Below are 17,410 nucleotides of genomic sequence, written 5' to 3' on the forward strand. Positions count from 1 at the left end.
CGCCGTCACCCCGCCGTCGGCGGGTAGGCGTCGGCCCCGTCGGACTCGGGCGAGGACAGGAAGTGGATGACGGGGTTCACCCGCTCGTCGGTCACCTCGGGGTGGTCGAGGACGTACTGCGCGATGTCGAAGGCCTCGCTCGGCTGCCGGAGCGGGTGGTCCCAGTGGCGCAGGAAGTGGAGCCCAGGTTCCTCGCCGCGCCGGGCCACGTCGAGGTAGGAGCGGAGGTAGTAGGCGGGGTCGAAGAGCGGAGTCTGGCGCAGCAGCTCGAGCTGACCGGCCTCCTCCGGCGTGATGGTGTCGGCGCCGCGCCGCCACCAGGACCGCGAGCCGGCGCCCACCACGGCTAGCTCGCCGCGCAGCCGCTCGGCGAGCAGGGTCGAGAGCACGTCGGCAGCCTTGACGGCGCGGTCGCGGGACTTGCGCAGCCGCGCCTCGCGCTCGCCCCACTTCTCCTGGTCGTGGCGCACCTGCGCGAGCTCGCGACGCAGCAGGTCCACCTCGGCGCGCAGGTTCTCGGAGTCGTGCTCGTCCACGCGCCGCACTCTAGCGAGCCGCCTGTCCCGGGACGATGCCGCTCCTGCCCTCCCACGAGCCGTGCTCGGAGGTGGGCCGGAACCGGAACGTCGCGAACTCGTGGTGGAAGTCGCGGCGCTCGCGCTCGACCATGGCCGAGGCGTGGCGCGACGGGTCCGCGACGTCGGAGCGACCGTGCACCATCTCCTCCATCTCCCGGACGCTGCGCCACACCGAGAACGTCGCGATGGTGCGCGGCGGCCGGATGCCAGCGAGCGCCAGGGTGACGCCCGGGTGGTCGCGCACCAGCCGTTCCACGGGCTTGCCGTGGCGCAGGAAGCGCGGAAGCTCCGGGATCCGCATCCGGGCGACCGTCACGGCCACGACGGGCTCCTCCTGGTCCCACGGGCCGGCGCGGACCGGGAGCCCCGGCAGCGAGGCGAGGGTCGACCAGCGACGCAGGAACTCCAGGCGCACGTGCCAGCCGTCCGCGAGCCGTCGCCCGAGCGGGTCGGCCTCGAGGTAGGTGTCGAGCGCGGCGTCGTCGCGCCACTGCGCGAAGACGGCGACGCGACGCAGCTGGAGCCGGTCGGGCGAGACGGTCGGCGCACCGAGCCGCATCAGTGACAGGCACTCGGCGTGGTCGAGCCCGGCGACCTCCGGACCGGACCCCATCAGGGCTCGCAGCCCGACGTGCCGCGGCACCTCGGCGAGGTGGAACGAGTGCAGGGTCACCGGACGCGCTCCAGGCGGTAGTGCAGCCGGACCGCGGAGGCGCCCCACACCCGCAGCTGGTGGTCGGTGCGCAGCACCCCGTCCTCGTCGACGTGGACGTGGAAGGTCTCGTGCAGCGGCACCCGGGCAGCGTGCGTGCCGCTGTCACGGACCACGACGTACGCCCCGTCCTCCCCGAAGCGTCCCGGGGGCGAGGCCAGCAGCAGGCCCCCGTCGCCGGTGACGCTCGGTCGGAGGAAGACCTGGACGTTGCCGGACTCGAGCGGGAACGCGACGTGCACGCTCGGGCTCGGCGCGCCGGGCAGCGATCCGACGGAGTAGGCGCCGCTGAAGACCGGCCGCCCGTCGGAGCGCAGGGTGCGGGTCCACGCCGCCGAGACCTGCGTGCCGGCAGCGTCGCGGACGGGCGTGACCAGGCTGTCCATCCCGCGGGCCACGTCGAGCGGTCGCATGGGCAGCGCGAGCTGCTCGACCCGGCGACCCCAGACCCGCGACACGACCTCGCCCCCGGGCCAGAACAGCGGCGACCACCCGCTCCACACCTCCATCCGCCAGGCCGACGTGTGCTCGTAGAAGTCGCGGACCTCCGGGCGCAGCCGGGCCGAGTCGAAGCCCGGCCCGTCCAGCGCGGCCATCGACGGAAGCAGGCCGGCGTCGTCCTCGACGACCGGAGCCGGGCCGCCGTGCCGGGCGGCCTCCTCGGCGACCCACGCCGTGCCCACCCGCGACGAGGCGCTCATCGGCGCGTCCAGCCACCGTTCCCTGCCGGCGAGGTCGACGGGGCGACCCGTCAGCCGCCAGAACTTCCGGGTCCCGAGGTCGAGGAGGTGCAGCACGAGCCGCGACTATGCCACGGCGGGAGCCGCGGCACCGGCGTTCGGGCCGGTCAGACCACGGACAGCGGGAGGAGCTTCTGTCCCGTCGGACCGACCTGGATCTCGGTGCCCATCTCCGGGCACACGCCGCAGTCGTAGCACGGCGTCCAGCGGCAGTCCTCGACCTCGATGTCCGCGCCGTCGGCGGCTGCGAGGGCGTCCTCCCAGTCACCCCACAGCCAGTCCTTGTCCAGACCGGAGTCGAGGTGCTCCCACGGGAGGACCTCGTCGTACTCGCGCTCCCGCGTGGTGTACCAGTCGACGTCGACGCCGGTGCCCGCGAGGGCCTTCTCGGCCGACGTCATCCAGCGGTCGTAGGAGAAGTGCTCGCTCCAGCCGTCGAAGCGACCGCCGTCGCGCCACACCTCCTCGATGACCCGACCCACGCGCCGGTCACCTCGTGACAGGAGGCCCTCGACGATGCCGGGCTTGCCGTCGTGGTAGCGGAAGCCGATCGCGCGGGCGTACTTCTTGTCCTCGCGGACCACCTCGCGCAGCAGCCGGAGCCGCTCGTCGGTGGCCTCGTGGTCGAGCTGGGGCGCCCACTGGAACGGCGTGTGCGGCTTGGGGACGAAGCCGCCGATCGAGACGGTGCACCGGATGTCGTTGCGACCCGAGACCTCGCGGCCGGTCTTGATGACGCGCTTGGCGAGGTCGGCGATGGCGAGCACGTCCTCGTCGGTCTCCTGCGGGAGGCCGCACATGAAGTAGAGCTTCACCTGGCGCCAGCCGTGGGAGTACGCCGCTGCGACGGTGCGGATGAGGTCGTCCTCGCTGACCATCTTGTTGATCACCTTGCGCATCCGCTCCGAGCCGCCCTCAGGCGCGAACGTGAGGCCCGAGCGGCGACCGTTGCGGGAGAACTCGTTGGCCAGGGTGATGTTGAAGGCGTCGACGCGCGTGCTGGGAAGCGACAGCGAGACGTTGGAGCCCTCGTAGCGGTCGGCGAGGCCCTTGGCGACCTCACCGATCTCGGTGTGGTCGGCGCTGGAGAGCGACAGCAGGCCGACCTCCTCGAAGCCGGACTTGCGGATGCCGTTCTCGACCATGTTGCCGATGGTCTCGATGGACCGCTCGCGCACCGGGCGGGTGATCATGCCCGCCTGGCAGAAGCGGCAGCCGCGCGTGCAGCCGCGGAAGATCTCGACCGAGAAGCGCTCGTGCACGGTCTCGGCGAGCGGGACCAGCGGGTTGGCCGGGTAGGGCCACTGGTCGAGGTCCATCAGCGTGTGCTTGCGCACCCGGAAGGGGACGCCGGGTCGGTTGGGCACGACGGCCTCGATCGAGCCGTCGGCGGCGTAGGCGACGTCGTAGAACCGCGGGACGTAGATGTTGCCGGTGACGGCCAGGCGCCGCAGCAGCTCGTCGCGGCCACCGGGGCGGTTCTCGGCCTTCCACTCGCGCACCACCTCGGAGATGGCCAGCACGACCTCCTCGCCGTCGCCGAGGACCGCGGCGTCGACGAAGTCGGCGATGGGCTCCGGGTTGAACGCGGCGTGGCCGCCGGCGATCACCACCGGGTCGTCCTCGCCGCGGTCGGCCGCGTGCAGCGGGATCCCGGCGAGGTCGAGCGCGTTGAGCATGTTGGTGTAGCCGAGCTCGGTGGAGAAGCTCAGGCCGAAGAGGTCGAAGGCGCCGACCGGGCGGTGGCTGTCCACGGTGAACTGCGGGATCGGGCCGTGCTCGTCGCCCTCGCGCATCACCTGCTCCATGTCGGGCCACACCGAGTAGGTGCGCTCGGCGACGATCCAGTCGCGCTCGTTGAGCACCTCGTAGAGGATCTGCACGCCCTGGTTGGGCAGGCCCACCTCGTAGGCGTCGGGGTACATCAACGCCCACCGGACCGTCGGCCCGCCGGTCGCGGACGCCTCGGCGCAGTCCCAGTCCTTGACGACCGAGTTGAGCTCGCCGCCGACGTACTGGATGGGCTTCTGCACCGACGGAAGCCTCGCCTCCAGGCGCGGGAAGACCGACGCGACGGACATGCAGCAACACCTCGAACGGGGATCGGGAGCAGGGAAGGGCGGGCGCAGCGACAGCGCCGACCCTCAAGGTTACGTCCCGAGCGGTGGTGCGGCCTACTCAACGACCCTGACGAGGGGTCAGCGCCGGACCGGACCGGCCGACCTGAGGTGGATGTTCTGGAGCAGGCCGAGGGCCAGCATCCCGGCGAACAGCGAGCTGCCGCCGTAGGAGACGAACGGCAGCGGCACGCCGGTGACGGGCATGATCCCGAGGCACATGCCGATGTTCTGGAAGGCCTGGAATCCCCACCAGCAGGCGATGCCGGCGGCCGCGACCCGGCCGAACAGGTCGCCGGCCCGGGCCGAGATGGTCAGCGCGCGCCAGATCAGGACGGCCACGAGGAGGATCAGCACGCCGGCTCCCGCGAGGCCGAGCTCCTCGCCGGCGACGGTGAAGATGAAGTCGGTGTGCTGCTCGGGCACGAAGCCGGATCGGGTCTGCGACCCGTCGAAGAGGCCCTGGCCGAAGAGGCCGCCGTTGCCGACGGCGATGCGCGCCTGCTCGGTGTTGTAGCCGGCGCCCCGTGGGTCGAGCCCGGGGTTGGTGAAGGCGAGGAAGCGGTCGACCTGGTAGGGCTTGAGCACCCCCATCGACACCGCGGCGACGGCGCCACCGACGGCCCCGAACGTCAGGCCGGCCAGCCACAGCCGACCGGCGCCCGCCACCGTCAGGACGCCGAAGACGGTCGCGGACAGCACGAGCATCGTGCCGAGGTCCGGCTGGAGCAGGATGAGCGCGGCCGGGACCCCGGCGATCGCCAGCATGGCGACCACCTCGACGCTGCGGACGCCGCGGCCCCACCGGCGTTCGGTGCGCTCGGCCACGACGAGCGCCATGCCGATGACCACCGCCAGCTTGGCGAACTCCGCGGGCTGGATCGACATGCCGCCGACCTGGATCCACGAGCGCGAGCCGTTGATCGTGCTGCCGGCCACCAGCACCATGACGAGTCCGCCGACGCTGGCGAGGTAGGCCAGCGGCGCGAGGATGCGCACCCACCGGTGGTCGGTGGCGAGGACGGCGACCATCAGCACCAGGCCGATGGCGACGTTGACGAGCTGCTTGCGCAGGTAGGCGTTGGGGTCGCCGCCGGTGAGGTCGGCTCGGGTCGAGGTGGCCGACCAGACGAGCAGGGTGCCGAGGGTGACGAGCGCGAGGGCGGCCAGCATCAGCAGCCAGTCGAGGCCCGGGGCGCGCAGGCTGGTGGCCGGGCGCAGGGACCGCGTGGACGGTCGCGACGAGGGCCGGGAGGACGGTCGGGTCGACAGGACGGTCATCGTGCGCTCACTCCCCTGCCTTGTCCGGGACGGGCGGCATGATCGAGCCGTCCTCGAGGAACTGCGGCAGCCTGGTCGGCGGCACGGTGCCCGGGATCGCCGCGCGTGCCGGGCGCACGGTCTCGCCGTCGACGCCGTACAGCGCCTCCCAGATCGCGCGGATGCCCTCGCCGGTCGACCCGGACCCGGTTCCGCCCTGGCTGATCATCATCACCACGACGTAGTCCTCGGAGTACGACGCGACCCAGCCGGTCGACTGCTTGCCGTAGACCTCGGCGGAGCCCGTCTTGGCGCGGATGGTGACGTCGTCGAGCGGGAAGCCGACGAGCTTCCACGCCATCGTGCCGACGCGGGAGACGTTCTGCAGAGCACTGTCGATGTAGTCGAGGTACTTCTTCGGGACGTCGACCTGGCCGACCTTCCGCGGCGCGATGCGGCGCAGCACCTTGCCCTCGGGGCTGACGATGGCCTTCGCGACGGTGGGCGCCCAGAGCGTGCCGCCGTTGCTCAGCGCCGCGTAGCCGCGGGCGAGCTGCAGCGGCGTGACGATGGTGTCGCCCTGTCCGATCGAGAAGTTCACGGCGTCGCCGGCGCGGTAGAGGTTGCCCTCGAGGCAGAACTCTCGCGCGAACTTGTAGACGAAGTCGCTGGTGTCCTCGGTCTGCGGCTTGCTGCTGAGCTCGCAGTAGTAGTCCTTCTGCGACTCGTAGTAGGCCTGCTTCCAGTGGCGGTCGGCGATCCGGCCGGGCGCCTCACCGGGCAGGTCGATGCCGGTGCGGGAGCCGAAGCCGAACTCCTTGGCCTCCTCGACCAGCGGGTCCTTGGCGTCGATGTCGGCGGGGTCGCTGCCGAAGCGCTGCCAGAAGTTGTAGCCGATGCGGTAGAAGAACGTGTTGCAGGAGACCTCGAGCGCCTTCGCGAAGCCGATGTTGCCGTAGGCGCCGGACTCGTAGTTCTTGAACACCCGGTTGCCGACCTGGAAGCCCGAGGAGCAGGGCAGCGTGGTGTCCATCGAGTAGCCGTTGGTGAGCGCGCCGGCAGTCATGAACGGCTTCCACGTCGACCCCGGGGCGAACTGGCCCTGGGTGGCGCGCGAGAGCAGCGGGGTACCGGCCCTCTCGGAGTAGAGCCGGGTCAGCTGCTCCTCGCTGATGCCGCCGGTCCACACGTCCGGGTCGTACGTCGGCTGGCTGGCCATCGCGACCACCCGACCGGTCTTCGCGTCGAGGACGACGGCCGCACCGGAGTCGGCGGCGAACTTACGGCCGGTCACCGGGTCGACCTGCGTGCGCTGGAAGGCGATCCGCTGCGCCAGCTGGCGCTCCACCACCGACTGCACCTTGGCGTCGATCGACGTGACGAGGGTGTCGCCGGGCGTGCTCTCGACGAGCGAGTCGTCGCCGAGCACCCGGCCCATCGAGTCCACCGCCACCCGTCGGTAGCCGGGCAGGCCGCGCAGCCACTCGTCGTACTGCTTCTCCACGCCGGCCCGGCCGACGACCGACGCACCGTTGAGGGAGCGGTCGTCGCGCTCGGCGGCGAGGTCGTACTCGTCCTCGGTGACGGGGCTGAGGTAGCCCAGCACGTGGGCGAGGTTGATCCCGAAGGGTCGCGGGTAGGAGCGGACGTTCTGCTGCTCGGCGAGCACGCCGGGGTAGTCCTCGGGCTGCTCGAGGACCTGCAGGGCGACGCTCTTGGGCACGTCGGTGGCGACCGGCACGGGCTGGTAGGGCGAGCCGTTCCAGCAGACGTCGCGGACGCTGCCCGGGTCGCCGCAGGTCACGAGACGGGCCTCGACGTCCTCGGGCTTCGCATCGACGACCACGGCGACGCGCCTGACGAGCTCGGTGCGCTGGCCCTCCCCCAGCTTGCCGAGGAGCGTGCGGTCCATCGAGATGACCCACGACGTGCGGTTGGCGACGAGCGGTCGGCCCTGGTTGTCGACGATCAAGCCGCGCTGGGGCTGCACGACGATGTCGCGCACGGACTGGTCGGCGGCCTGTGCCTGGTAGGACTCGCCGCCGATGACCTGGAGGTAGTAGAGCCGGACGAAGAGGGTGGCGAACAGCGAGAACACCAGCGCCTGCACGACCACCAGGCGCAGTCGGCTCTTGTCGCTCCTGGCAGCGGGGGCGCCCCTCACGAGGCGGCCCACTGCGGGCTGAGCCGAGCGAACAGCTTCATCAGGGGCGGCAGCACGAACGGCGTCAGCAGCACGTCCCAGAGGACGGCGACCAGGACGACCTCGAGGAGGCCCGCCACCGACATGTCCGGGTCCTGGAGCAGCACGCCCGAGAGCGCGAACAGCGAGGTGGCGACGAAGGACGCGGCCGCGACGGTGCCGACGACGGCCAGGGCGGTGGGCTTCTGGTCCTGTCGCACGCGGGCGGCGAGGAACGCTGCGATCGTCATGGCGAGGGCCCACCGGCCGGCGACGTGGTCGGCCGGCGGCGCGAGGTCGAGCGTCAGCCCGGCGGCGAAGCCGAGCACGAGCGCGAACGGCGCCTCGACGGTCAGCGCGGCGGCGACGACCACCAGCAGGCACAGGTTCGGGACGATCCCGTGCCAGGCGACGTGCGGGAAGAGGGTGACCTGCACGACCAGCGCGATCACGACGGCTGCGAGGGCGGCGATCCAGCGGAGGTAGCTCATCGCAGGCTCCCGTCCGCCTCGATGACGGCACGGTCGCTGCGTGACCCGCTGGGGACCATCACGCCGACGACGTCGAGGGCGGAGAAGTCGACGAACGGCTTGACGACCGCGCGCTGGGACGCCTCGCGCAGCGAGCTGTAGACCTCGGTGATCGTGCCGATCGGCACGCCCGGGGCGTAGGGCCCGGTCGCGCTGCCCCACGTCACGACGGTGTCGTCGCGGGCCGGGACGGAGGCGTCGTCGACGAGGCGGAGGTCGAGCCCCGACTTCTGGTCGAGCGACCCGCTGCCGGTGACGAACCCGATCTCCATGCTCGACCCCACCCGGCCACCGACGGTGGAGTCGGGGTCGATGACCAGCAGCACGGTGGCGGTGCTGCGGGTGACGCGGAGGACGCGACCGACCAGGCCGTCGTTGTTGACGACCGTCATGTCGGGTCCGACGCCGGCCTCGGAGCCGGCGTCGATGGTGACCGTGAAGCTCTGCGACTGGCGCGAGCCCAGCGCGACCACGCGGGCCGGGACGAGGGCCGAACCCAGGTCCTCGGCGGCCGAGGTGAGTCCGTCGTACTGCTCGAGGCGGTTGCGGTCGAAGCCGGCCAGCTGCACCTGCCCCTTGAGCTCGGCGTTGCTGGCCTCGAGGTCGCGGACCTGGTCGGCGAGGTCGCCCTTGCTGCGGAACCAGGAGGGCACGGCGGTGAAGGGGCGTACGGCGGCGGCGACGCCGGCCTCGGCGGGACCGAAGGCCTCGCCGACCACGCGCCGCGCCGGCTCGAGCGGCGAGCTGCCGCCGCCCGACACGTCGAGCGTGATGAGCGTGATGCTCGCGAGCACGAGTGCCACGAGCAGCGACCGAGGCGGGCGGTTGCGGGACTCGAGCTTGTCGAGGCCGGTCCAGCGTCGTTCGCGACCGTCGTGCCCCCCGAAGGCCCCCATCAGAAGCGCCTCGGATCGGAGACGAGGACCTGCTGGAGCGCCTCGAACTCCTCGACGCACTTGCCGGCGCCGTAGGCCACCGACGACAGCGGGTCCTCGGCGACGTGGACGGGCATGCCGGTCTCGTGGCGCAACCGCTCGTCGAGGCCGCGCAGGATCGCGCCGCCGCCGGTGAGGACGATGCCGCGGTCCATGATGTCGCCGGCCAGCTCGGGCGGCGTCTGGTCGAGGGTGGTGCGCACGGCGTCGATGATGTTGTGGAGCGGCTCCTCGAGCGCCTGGCGCAGCTCGGAGCTGGAGACGACGACGGTGCGGGGCAGGCCGGAGACCATGTCGCGACCGCGGATCTCGGCGTCGGGCTCGCTCGGCAGCGGGAAGGCCGAGCCGAGGGTCATCTTCATCTCCTCGGCGGTGCGCTCCCCCAGCATCAGGGAGTACTCCTTCTTCATCCACGCGATGATCGCCTGGTCGAGGTCGTCGCCCGCGGTGCGCACGGACAGGCTGGTGACGATGCCGCCGAGGCTGATCACCGCGACCTCGGTGGTGCCGCCGCCGACGTCGACGACCATGTTGCCGGTGGCCTCGTGGACGGGCAGCCCGGCGCCGATCGCGGCGGCCATCGGCTCCTCGACGATGTAGACCCGGCGGGCGCCGGCCTGGTAGCCGGCCTCCTTGACCGCGCGCTGCTCGACCGCGGTGATGCCGCTCGGGACGCAGATGACCATCCGGGGCTTGGCGAAGTAGCGGCGGCGGTGCACCTGGTGGATGAAGTAGCGCAGCATCTGCTCGGTCGCCTCGAAGTCGGCGATCACGCCGTCCTTGAGCGGCCGGATGGCGGCGATGCTGTCGGGCGTGCGGCCGATCATCCGCTTGGCCTCGTGGCCGACCGCGAGCACCTCGCCGGTGGTCGTGTTCATCGCGACGACGGACGGCTCGTCGAGCACGACGCCCCGGCCGCGGACATAGACCAGCGTGTTGGCGGTGCCGAGGTCGACGGCCATGTCTCGGCCGATGAAGCCCCCTGTTGTGCCATTCAGTGCCATGCCGCTGCTGCCCTCAGGTCGGGTCGTTCGGGGAAGGAGGGTCAGCGAGGCTGCCGACCCACGCTCAGGTTAAGGAGCGAGAGCAGGTCTTCCCGGGAGGACACGCGCGGGGCGGGTGTGGCTGGCGTGAAAGATGTCCTCGACGGAGTCAGTGGGTCGCGAGCAAGCTCGCGCTCACTGACTCAGCTCGGAAACCAGATGCCGATCTCGCGAGCGGCCGACTCCTCGGAGTCGGAGCCGTGGACGAGGTTCTGCTGGACGGCGAGGCCCCAGTCGCGGCCGAGGTCGCCGCGGATGGTGCCCGGGGCTGCGACGGTCGGGTCGGTGGCGCCGGCGAGGGAGCGGAAGCCCTCGATGCAGCGCTGCCCCTCGACCACGACGGCGAGCACGGGGCCCGAGAGCATGAACTCGACGAGCGGGCCGTAGAACGGCTTGCCCTCGTGCTCGGCGTAGTGCTCGGCCAGGATGTCGGGGGTCGCGGTGCGCAGCTCGACGGCCGCGAGCGTGTAGCCCTTGGCCTCGATCCGGCGCAGGATCTCCCCCGAGAGGCCACGGCGCACGCCGTCGGGCTTGACGAGGACGAGGGAACGCTGGACGTCGGTCATGCCGCGCAGCCTAGCGAGGGCCCTGCTCCGCGCGGTACGCCGCCCACGCGGCGGCACGCTCGCGCTCGATCTTGCGACCCAGCAGGTCCGCGGCCGTCCAGAGCAGGGCGAAGACGAGCCCGAGGCCGAACATGACGGGCACCACGAAGCCGACGCCGATAGCGGCCACCTGCACCACGTAGCCCGCGAGGTAGGCCCACTCGGCGCGCAGCATCCCGGCCAGCAGCAGGCAGACGACGGCGAGCCCGAGCCCGACGGTCAGGGCCGTGCCGGCCGGGACGTCCGCGATCGTGATCATCACGGGCGTGGTCAGGCCGAGGGTGATCGCCTCGAGGCTGAGGACGGCGGCGGCCATCCCGCGCCGGGGCGAGCGCTCGGTGTTGGTGGGCACCGGGTCGTCGGCGGGGGTGGGCGCCTGGTCGCTCATCGCCGGCCCTTCAGCAGGGAGCGGGCCTCGCCCACGGTGACCACGGAGCCGGTGACCAGCACCGCGCCCGCGCCGATCGAGACGTCGACGGCCTCCCCTGCCTCGGCGAGCGTCGCGGCCCGGTCGATGGCGTCGGCCAGGTCGGGCACGACGCTGACGCGGTCCTCGCCGAACACCTCCGCGGCGGCGCGGCCGAGTGCCGCGGCGGACATCGAGCGGGGCGTGGAGTTCTGGGTGCACACGAGGTGCGCGAGGTGCGGCTCGAAGGCGGCGAGCAGGCCCTCGTGGTCCTTGTCCTCCATCACGCCCATCACCCCGACCAGCGGGCTGAAGGAGAACGAGTCGTCGAGCGCGGCGGCGGCGGCCTCGGCCCCGTGCGGGTTGTGCGCGGCGTCGAGCAGGATCGTCGGGCTGCGCCGGACGATCTCGAGCCGACCCGGAGAGGTGACCTCGGCGAACGCGGCGCGGACCACCTCGTCGTCGAGGACGCCCGTCCCGGCGAACGCCTCGACCGCGGCGAGCGCCACGGCCGCGTTCTGCGCCTGGTGGGCGCCGTAGAGCGGCAGGAACACGTCGTCGTACCGGGCCCGCAGACCCTGCAGCGAGACGACCTGCCCCCCGACCGCGGGCGTGCGGGAGACGACGCCGAACTCCATGCCCTCGCGGGCGATGGTCGCGCCGGCCTCGGCCGCGCGCTCGAGGAGCACGGCTGCCACCTCCGGCGTCTGCTCCGCCAGGACGGCGACGGAGCCCGGCTTGATGATCCCGGCCTTCTCGGCCGCGATGGTCGCCGGGTCGTCGCCGAGGTACTTGGCGTGGTCGACGGCGACCGGCAGCACGACGGCGACGTCGGCGTCGATGACGTTGGTGGCGTCCCAGGTGCCACCCATCCCGACCTCGACCACCGCGACGTCGACGGGCGCGTCGGCGAAGGCGGCGTAGGCCATCCCGACGATCGTCTCGAAGAAGCTGAGCGGGTGGTCCTGCTCGGCGTCGACGAGGTGGGTGTAGGGCGCGACGTCGTTGAAGGCGCGCACGAACGCCTCGTCGTCGAGCGGCTCGCCGTCGATGCTGATCCGCTCGCTAATCCGCTCCAGGTGCGGCGAGGTGAAGCGGCCGGTGCGCAGGTCGAGCGCGCGCAGCAGGGTCTCGACCATCCGACTGGTGCTGGTCTTGCCGTTGGTGCCGGTGAGGTGGATCGAGCGGAAGGAGTGCTGGGGCTCGCCCAGCAGCTCGGTGAAGGCCTCGATCCGGTCGAGGCTGGGCTCCAGCTTGGTCTCGGGCCAGCGGGACAGCAGGGCGTCCTCGACCTCGTCGAAGGTCTCGGCGAGGCGGGGAGCGTCGGGGGCATCAGTCATGGCGCGTCGAGTCTATTGACCCCGGTCAGCAGGACACGACTCGCCGCCAGGGCTTCACGACCTCGAGCGCCCTGCCGTCCAGCGGGCGGGAGCGGAACTGGTCGAGCGCGTCCTCCCAGCGCGGGTCGGCGGTGCCGGTGACGTACATCGACGAGCCCTGGTCGGCGTAGACCAGGCCGTAGCGCTTCATCGCCACGACGATCGTGCGGGCGGCACCCGTGTAGCGCTTCGCGGGGAACGACTTCCTCAGCCGGAAGCGGAGCCCGTACGCCGGCAGGTCGCGCGCCGTGTTGCCGCTCGGGCCGCAGTGGCGGGCCGGCCGGGTGTAGGCGCTCCGTGCCGACGGGAGCGTGAACCGCAGCGCGTGGGTGATCCGCCCCGAGGCCGCTTCGTCGTAGGACAGCAGCCCGGGCAGGATCGGCAGGCCGGCCGCGTCGGCCGAGGTCCAGCCCGCCGGGCGCAGCCGGTTGGAGGACAGGTCCCAGCGGGCGGCGGACGCTGCTCGCCAGGCGACGACCTTGCCGGACGCGTCGCGCACCCGCTCGGCGGCGTACAGCTCGACGAGGTCGCAGGTGCCGCGGCGCACCGTCAACACGTGGCGATCGCCCTGTCCCGGGTCCGGGTCACCCGCGCTGCCGCCCTCGATCGCCGCGTCGGCCGGCACGAAGACCGGGCCGCGGTCGCTCTCCTCGCGGTAGCCCTCACCGTCGGTGCCGAACCGGAGCGGGAGCAGCGGCTGGTCGGCGTCGACCACGTTGACCGGGATGCCGTAGTACTCCTCGGTGGTGCCGAGGTCGAGGTGCAGGTCGTGGCCCGCGGCCTGCTTGCCGACGATCGCCTTCGACCACCTCCACACCGGCCGGTCGTCGATGCGGCGGTTCCACGGGTTGTCGGTCGGGAACAGCTCACAGCCGCCGACGCGGTGCACCGGCGCCCGGCGCGCGTCGAGCCGGCCCACCTGCGGCACCGCCGCGGCAGGCATGGCGACTGCCGTGACGACGAGGAGCAGGGTGAGGACCAGGCTGGACCGTGGGAGTCGCCGCACCCGACGAGGCTAGGGGTTCGGCGGGAGCGTGACGAGGTGCTCGGCCATGTCCACGACGGGCTCGTAGCCGAGGCCCGCGTAGATCTTGTTCGACGTCGGGTTCGCGCGGTCGGTGAACAGGCACATCCGGTGCCCGGCCTCGAGGCCGCGACGGGTGAGCTCCCCGACGACGTACGACGCGATGCCGCGGCCGCGGAACTCCTTGGGCGTGTAGACGGGACCGATCCGGCCGACGCCGTAGGCCGGCAGCCCGGACCCCGTCAGGTGCGCGACCGTCCCGTCGGGGAGCTCCCAGAGCCACTCGGCACCCTCACGGATCCGGATGAGCACGCTGTCGAGCGTGTTGTGCTCGCCGGAGGCGGGGTCGGGCTCACGACCCGCCTGCTCGTCCGCCTCGGCGTGGAAGGCCTCGAACCACGCGAGGACGAGCTCGGCGTCGTCCTCGGTCGCCTGCCGCAGCCGGCCCTCGGGTGCCGACGGCACGTGGACCGTCGTGCACTCCCACAACCGGGTTCCCTTGTCGGCGACCAGCGCGCCGCCGGAGAGCTCGGCGGTCGTCCTGGCCAGCACCTCGGCCCCCGGCAGCGCGCCGTTGGCGCCACCCAGGTGCTCTCCGCGCTCGTGGAGCGCCGTGGCGAGCGCGCGTGCGGCACCGTCGGACATCGGCATCGCGAACGTCGGGTGCGGCCTGAACGGTGCCGTGCGCATCACGGCGCTGACCACCTCGCCGTCGGCGTCCCGGACCGCCAGCCACCACCGCTGGAACCCGGCGTCGACGTCCGCCCAGGAGTCGATGCCGTCAGCGAGCTCGCGCGCGGTCCGCATGCTGACGCTGGCGATGACGCTGCCCAGGACCGGGTCGGCGGCGAGCAGGTCACCGGCCGCCTCGAGGAAGGGCTGCGGGGTGTCGAAGAACTCCAGCGTGACGTCGCCCTCGGTCGGTACATCCATGACCGCACGCTAGGGCCGGCGGGGCGTGCGTCGATACTCGTTTTCGCAGGCCCGAGGCCCGTCAATAGACTCGGTGCATGACTGAGAACCCCAGCACCCAGGCCCCGGACAGCGGTCCGACGACAGCGAGCACCGACCAGCGTGCCGTCGTCGTACCGGAGCGTCCGGCGCTCGAGGGTCTGGAGGACAAGTGGTCCCGGGCGTGGGCCGACAACGACACCTACGCCTTCGACCGCACGCAGCCGCGGGAGAACGTCTACTCGATCGACACCCCGCCGCCCACGGTCAGCGGGTCGCTGCACGTCGGCCACGTCTACTCCTACAGCCACACCGACCTGATCGCGCGCTACCAGCGCATGCAGGGCAAGGCCGTGTTCTACCCGATCGGCTGGGACGACAACGGCCTGCCGACCGAGCGTCGCGTCCAGAACTACTTCGGCGTGCGGTGCGACCCGTCGCTGCCCTACGACGCCGACTTCACCCCGCCGGAGAAGCCCGACCCCAAGCGGCAGGTCGCCATCAGCCGTCCGAACTTCATCGAGCTGTGCGAGCAGCTCGTCGTCGAGGACGAGAAGGCCTTCGAGGCCCTGTGGCGCCAGCTCGGCCTGTCGGTCCAGTGGAACCCGACCTACACCACCATCGGCGACCACTCGCGCACGGTCAGCCAGCGGGCGTTCCTGCGCAACTACGCCCGCGGGGAGGCCTACCTCTCCGAGGCGCCGACGCTGTGGGACGTCACGTTCCAGACCGCCGTCGCGCAGGCCGAGCTCGAGGCGCGCGACTACCCGGGCGCCTACCACCGCGTCGCCTTCCACAAGCCGGACGGCACCCCGATCCACATCGAGACCACGCGTCCCGAGCTCATCCCGAGCGTGGTCGCCCTCATCGCGCACCCCGACGACGAGCGCTACCAGGACGTCTTCGGGACGACCGTCACCTCACCCGTCTTCGGCGTCGAGATCCCTGTCCTCGCCCACCCGGCCGCCGAGCCCGACAAGGGTGCGGGCATCGCGATGTGCTGCACCTTCGGCGACCTCACCGACGTGATGTGGTGGCGCGAGCTCAGCCTGCCGATCCGCACCGTCGTCGGCCGCGACGGCCGCCTGGTCCGGGAGACGCCCGAGTGGCTGGCAGCCGAACCGGCAGCGGCGGCGTACGCCGAGATGGCCGGCAAGACCACCTTCAGCGCCCGCGAGGCGATGGTCGCCCTGCTCCGCGAGTCGGGCGACCTCGACGGGGAGCCCAAGGCGACCCAGCGCATGGCGAACTTCTACGAGAAGGGCGACAAGCCGCTCGAGATCGTCGCGACCCGCCAGTGGTACATCAAGAACGGCGGCAAGGACGCGGCGCTCCGCAAGGAGATGCTGGTCCGCGGCGAGGAGATCACCTGGATCCCGGCGCACATGAAGCACCGCTACGACAACTGGGTCGGCGGCCTCAACGGCGACTGGCTGATCTCGCGCCAGCGGTTCTTCGGCATCCCGTTCCCGGTCTGGTACCCCCTCGACGCCGACGGTGAGCCCGACCACGACCACCCGCTGATGCCCAGCGAGGCCCAGCTGCCGGTCGACCCGTCGACGCAGGCGCCCGAGGGCTACACCGAGGACCAGCGGGGCAAGCCCGGCGGCTTCATCGGCGATCCCGACGTGATGGACACGTGGGCCACCTCCTCGCTGACCCCGCAGATCGCGGGCATGTGGGAGGTCGACGACGACCTGTTCTCCCGGGTCTTCCCCTACGACCTCGCCACCCAGGCGCACGACATCATCCGCACCTGGCTGTTCTCGCGCGTCGTCCGCGCCGACTACGAGCACCAGGTCGTGCCGTGGTCGCACGCGATGATCTCCGGCTTCATCGTCGACCCGGACCGCAAGAAGATGTCGAAGTCCAAGGGCAACGTCGTGGTCCCGACCGACATCCTCGACAAGTACGGCGCCGACGCCGTCCGCTGGCGCGCCGCGATCGGCCGCCCGGGCCTCGACTCGCCCTTCGACGAGTCGCAGATGAAGGTCGGCCGGCGCCTGGCCATGAAGGTCCTCAACGCCTCGAAGTTCGTCCTCGGCAACGTCGGCGCCACCGAGCTCAGCCCGGCCGCCGTCAGCGCCCCGGTGGACTGCGCCCTCCTGGGCCGGCTCGAGATCGTCGTGCGCCGGGCCACCGAGGCCTTCGACGCCTACGACTACACGACCGCGCTCGAGGTCACCGAGAAGTTCTTCTGGGAGTTCTGCGACGACTACCTCGAGCTGGTCAAGGAGCGCGCGTACGACGCCGAGGGCGGCGCCGGCACCGACTCCGCGCGCGCGACGCTGGCCATCGCGCTGCACGTCCAGCTGCGGCTGCTCGCGCCGTTCCTGCCGTACGCCACCGAGGAGGTGTGGTCGTGGTGGCAGGACGGGTCCATCCACCACGCAGCATGGCCCACGGCCGCCGACCTCGGCTCCGCCGCGGCCTCCCAGCCGCTGGTCCTCGACGCCGTGGCGGCCGCGCTGACCGGGATCCGCGGCGCCAAGTCGCAGGCCAAGGCCAAGATGCGCGCCCCGCTCGCCCGCGTCGAGATCACCGGTCCTGCGGACCTGGTGCAGGCCGCCCAGCAGGCGCAGGACGACCTCCGCGCCGTCGGCACCATCGTGGGTGACCTGGACTTCGTCACCGACGAGTCCGCCACCGAGCTGCGGGTCACCGCCGCCGAGCTGGCACCCACCGAGGACTGAGACAGCCGAGTCCCCCTCCCGCACCGTCAGCGGTGCGTGAGGGGGACTCGTGCGTCCGGGGTCTCAGCCCTTGCCGTTCCCGTTGTTGCCGTGGCCGTGGTTGCCGCTGTTCCCCGGGGCGCCGGCTGCCTGCTGGGCGGTCTGGGCGGCCGCCCGCTCGGCCTCGCGCTGGGCCTTGGCCGCGTCCCGCTCCGCGGCACGCTGGGCCTTCTCCGCGTCGCGCTGGGCCTTGGCCGCGTCACGCTCGGCGGCACG

The 17,410-nt window shown here is 72.1% G+C and carries 16 protein-coding genes; 1 reads left to right on the plus strand and 15 read right to left on the minus strand.

Annotation, left to right across the window (positions count from 1 at the left end; genetic code table 11):
* Positions 1-5: 5 nt before the first annotated feature.
* The 14 genes from AC3A3L_RS10495 to AC3A3L_RS10560 all read right to left on the minus strand — a co-directional run bounded on the left by AC3A3L_RS10495 (position 6) and on the right by AC3A3L_RS10560 (position 14,444).
* The gene (locus tag AC3A3L_RS10495; protein WP_487639976.1) at positions 6-536 is read right to left on the minus strand and encodes a hypothetical protein; all 531 of its coding nucleotides are present in this window, start codon (positions 534-536) and stop codon (positions 6-8) included.
* 10 nt (positions 537-546) lie between these two features.
* Positions 547-1,251, minus strand: coding sequence for a hypothetical protein (locus AC3A3L_RS10500; RefSeq protein ID WP_487639977.1), 705 nt, complete (start codon positions 1,249-1,251; stop codon positions 547-549).
* Positions 1,248-2,087 (minus strand): hypothetical protein, encoded by an 840-nt coding sequence (locus AC3A3L_RS10505; RefSeq protein WP_487639978.1) that lies wholly within the window; start codon positions 2,085-2,087, stop codon positions 1,248-1,250. The genes AC3A3L_RS10500 and AC3A3L_RS10505 overlap by 4 nt, the downstream gene beginning before the upstream one ends.
* A 50-nt stretch (positions 2,088-2,137) precedes the next feature.
* Entirely contained in the window at positions 2,138-4,111 is a 1,974-nt protein-coding gene (locus tag AC3A3L_RS10510) for a TIGR03960 family B12-binding radical SAM protein (protein ID WP_487639979.1), read from the minus strand.
* A gap of 117 nt (positions 4,112-4,228) precedes the next feature.
* Positions 4,229-5,428: a rod shape-determining protein RodA gene (gene rodA / locus AC3A3L_RS10515; protein WP_487639980.1), complete on the minus strand. Its 1,200-nt coding sequence runs from the start codon at positions 5,426-5,428 to the stop codon at positions 4,229-4,231.
* Positions 5,429-5,435: 7 nt separating this feature from the next.
* Entirely contained in the window at positions 5,436-7,571 is a 2,136-nt protein-coding gene (mrdA, locus tag AC3A3L_RS10520; RefSeq protein WP_487639981.1) for a penicillin-binding protein 2, read from the minus strand.
* Entirely contained in the window at positions 7,568-8,080 is a 513-nt protein-coding gene (mreD, locus tag AC3A3L_RS10525; RefSeq protein WP_487639982.1) for a rod shape-determining protein MreD, read from the minus strand. The genes mrdA and mreD overlap by 4 nt, the downstream gene beginning before the upstream one ends.
* Entirely contained in the window at positions 8,077-9,015 is a 939-nt protein-coding gene (mreC, locus tag AC3A3L_RS10530; RefSeq protein ID WP_487639983.1) for a rod shape-determining protein MreC, read from the minus strand. The genes mreD and mreC overlap by 4 nt, the downstream gene beginning before the upstream one ends.
* Positions 9,015-10,058, minus strand: coding sequence for a rod shape-determining protein (locus tag AC3A3L_RS10535; protein ID WP_487639984.1), 1,044 nt, complete (start codon positions 10,056-10,058; stop codon positions 9,015-9,017). Before AC3A3L_RS10535 ends, mreC begins: the two co-directional genes overlap by 1 nt.
* Positions 10,059-10,240: 182 nt before the next feature.
* Positions 10,241-10,663 (minus strand): nucleoside-diphosphate kinase, encoded by a 423-nt coding sequence (gene ndk / locus AC3A3L_RS10540; protein WP_487639985.1) that lies wholly within the window; start codon positions 10,661-10,663, stop codon positions 10,241-10,243.
* Positions 10,664-10,673: 10 nt separating this feature from the next.
* Entirely contained in the window at positions 10,674-11,090 is a 417-nt protein-coding gene (locus AC3A3L_RS10545; RefSeq protein ID WP_487639986.1) for a DUF4233 domain-containing protein, read from the minus strand.
* A complete protein-coding gene (gene folC, locus AC3A3L_RS10550; protein WP_487639987.1) occupies positions 11,087-12,448 on the minus strand; it encodes a bifunctional tetrahydrofolate synthase/dihydrofolate synthase in 1,362 nt (453 codons plus the stop codon). The genes AC3A3L_RS10545 and folC overlap by 4 nt, the downstream gene beginning before the upstream one ends.
* A 25-nt stretch (positions 12,449-12,473) precedes the next feature.
* The gene (locus tag AC3A3L_RS10555; RefSeq protein ID WP_487639988.1) at positions 12,474-13,493 is read right to left on the minus strand and encodes a hypothetical protein; all 1,020 of its coding nucleotides are present in this window, start codon (positions 13,491-13,493) and stop codon (positions 12,474-12,476) included.
* 9 nt (positions 13,494-13,502) lie between these two features.
* Positions 13,503-14,444 carry a GNAT family N-acetyltransferase gene (locus tag AC3A3L_RS10560; RefSeq protein WP_487639989.1) on the minus strand — a complete coding sequence of 314 codons (942 nt, stop codon included), beginning with the start codon at positions 14,442-14,444 and terminating at the stop codon, positions 13,503-13,505.
* 77 nt (positions 14,445-14,521) lie between these two features.
* Here AC3A3L_RS10560 and valS point away from each other — a divergent pair, with 77 nt between their 5' ends.
* Positions 14,522-17,155 carry a valine--tRNA ligase gene (gene valS / locus AC3A3L_RS10565; RefSeq protein ID WP_487639990.1) on the plus strand — a complete coding sequence of 878 codons (2,634 nt, stop codon included), beginning with the start codon at positions 14,522-14,524 and terminating at the stop codon, positions 17,153-17,155.
* A gap of 63 nt (positions 17,156-17,218) precedes the next feature.
* Here the strand turns inward: valS and AC3A3L_RS10570 are convergent.
* The coding region (locus AC3A3L_RS10570; protein ID WP_487639991.1) for a hypothetical protein at positions 17,219-17,410 on the minus strand (192 nt) is incomplete at its 5' end.

This window comes from Nocardioides sp. Soil_C_8, assembly GCF_057656315.1.

Coding starts and splice junctions, on each gene's coding strand:
- valS (WP_487639990.1), top strand. CDS start 14,522: ATGACTGAGAACCCCAGCACCCAGGCCCCGGACAGCGGTCCGACGACA.
- mreC (WP_487639983.1), bottom strand. CDS start 9,015: ATGGGGGCCTTCGGGGGGCACGACGGTCGCGAACGACGCTGGACCGGC.
- ndk (WP_487639985.1), bottom strand. CDS start 10,663: ATGACCGACGTCCAGCGTTCCCTCGTCCTCGTCAAGCCCGACGGCGTG.
- mreD (WP_487639982.1), bottom strand. CDS start 8,080: ATGAGCTACCTCCGCTGGATCGCCGCCCTCGCAGCCGTCGTGATCGCG.
- AC3A3L_RS10560 (WP_487639989.1), bottom strand. CDS start 14,444: ATGGATGTACCGACCGAGGGCGACGTCACGCTGGAGTTCTTCGACACC.
- AC3A3L_RS10545 (WP_487639986.1), bottom strand. CDS start 11,090: ATGAGCGACCAGGCGCCCACCCCCGCCGACGACCCGGTGCCCACCAAC.
- AC3A3L_RS10510 (WP_487639979.1), bottom strand. CDS start 4,111: ATGTCCGTCGCGTCGGTCTTCCCGCGCCTGGAGGCGAGGCTTCCGTCG.
- folC (WP_487639987.1), bottom strand. CDS start 12,448: ATGACTGATGCCCCCGACGCTCCCCGCCTCGCCGAGACCTTCGACGAG.
- rodA (WP_487639980.1), bottom strand. CDS start 5,428: ATGACCGTCCTGTCGACCCGACCGTCCTCCCGGCCCTCGTCGCGACCG.
- AC3A3L_RS10535 (WP_487639984.1), bottom strand. CDS start 10,058: ATGGCACTGAATGGCACAACAGGGGGCTTCATCGGCCGAGACATGGCC.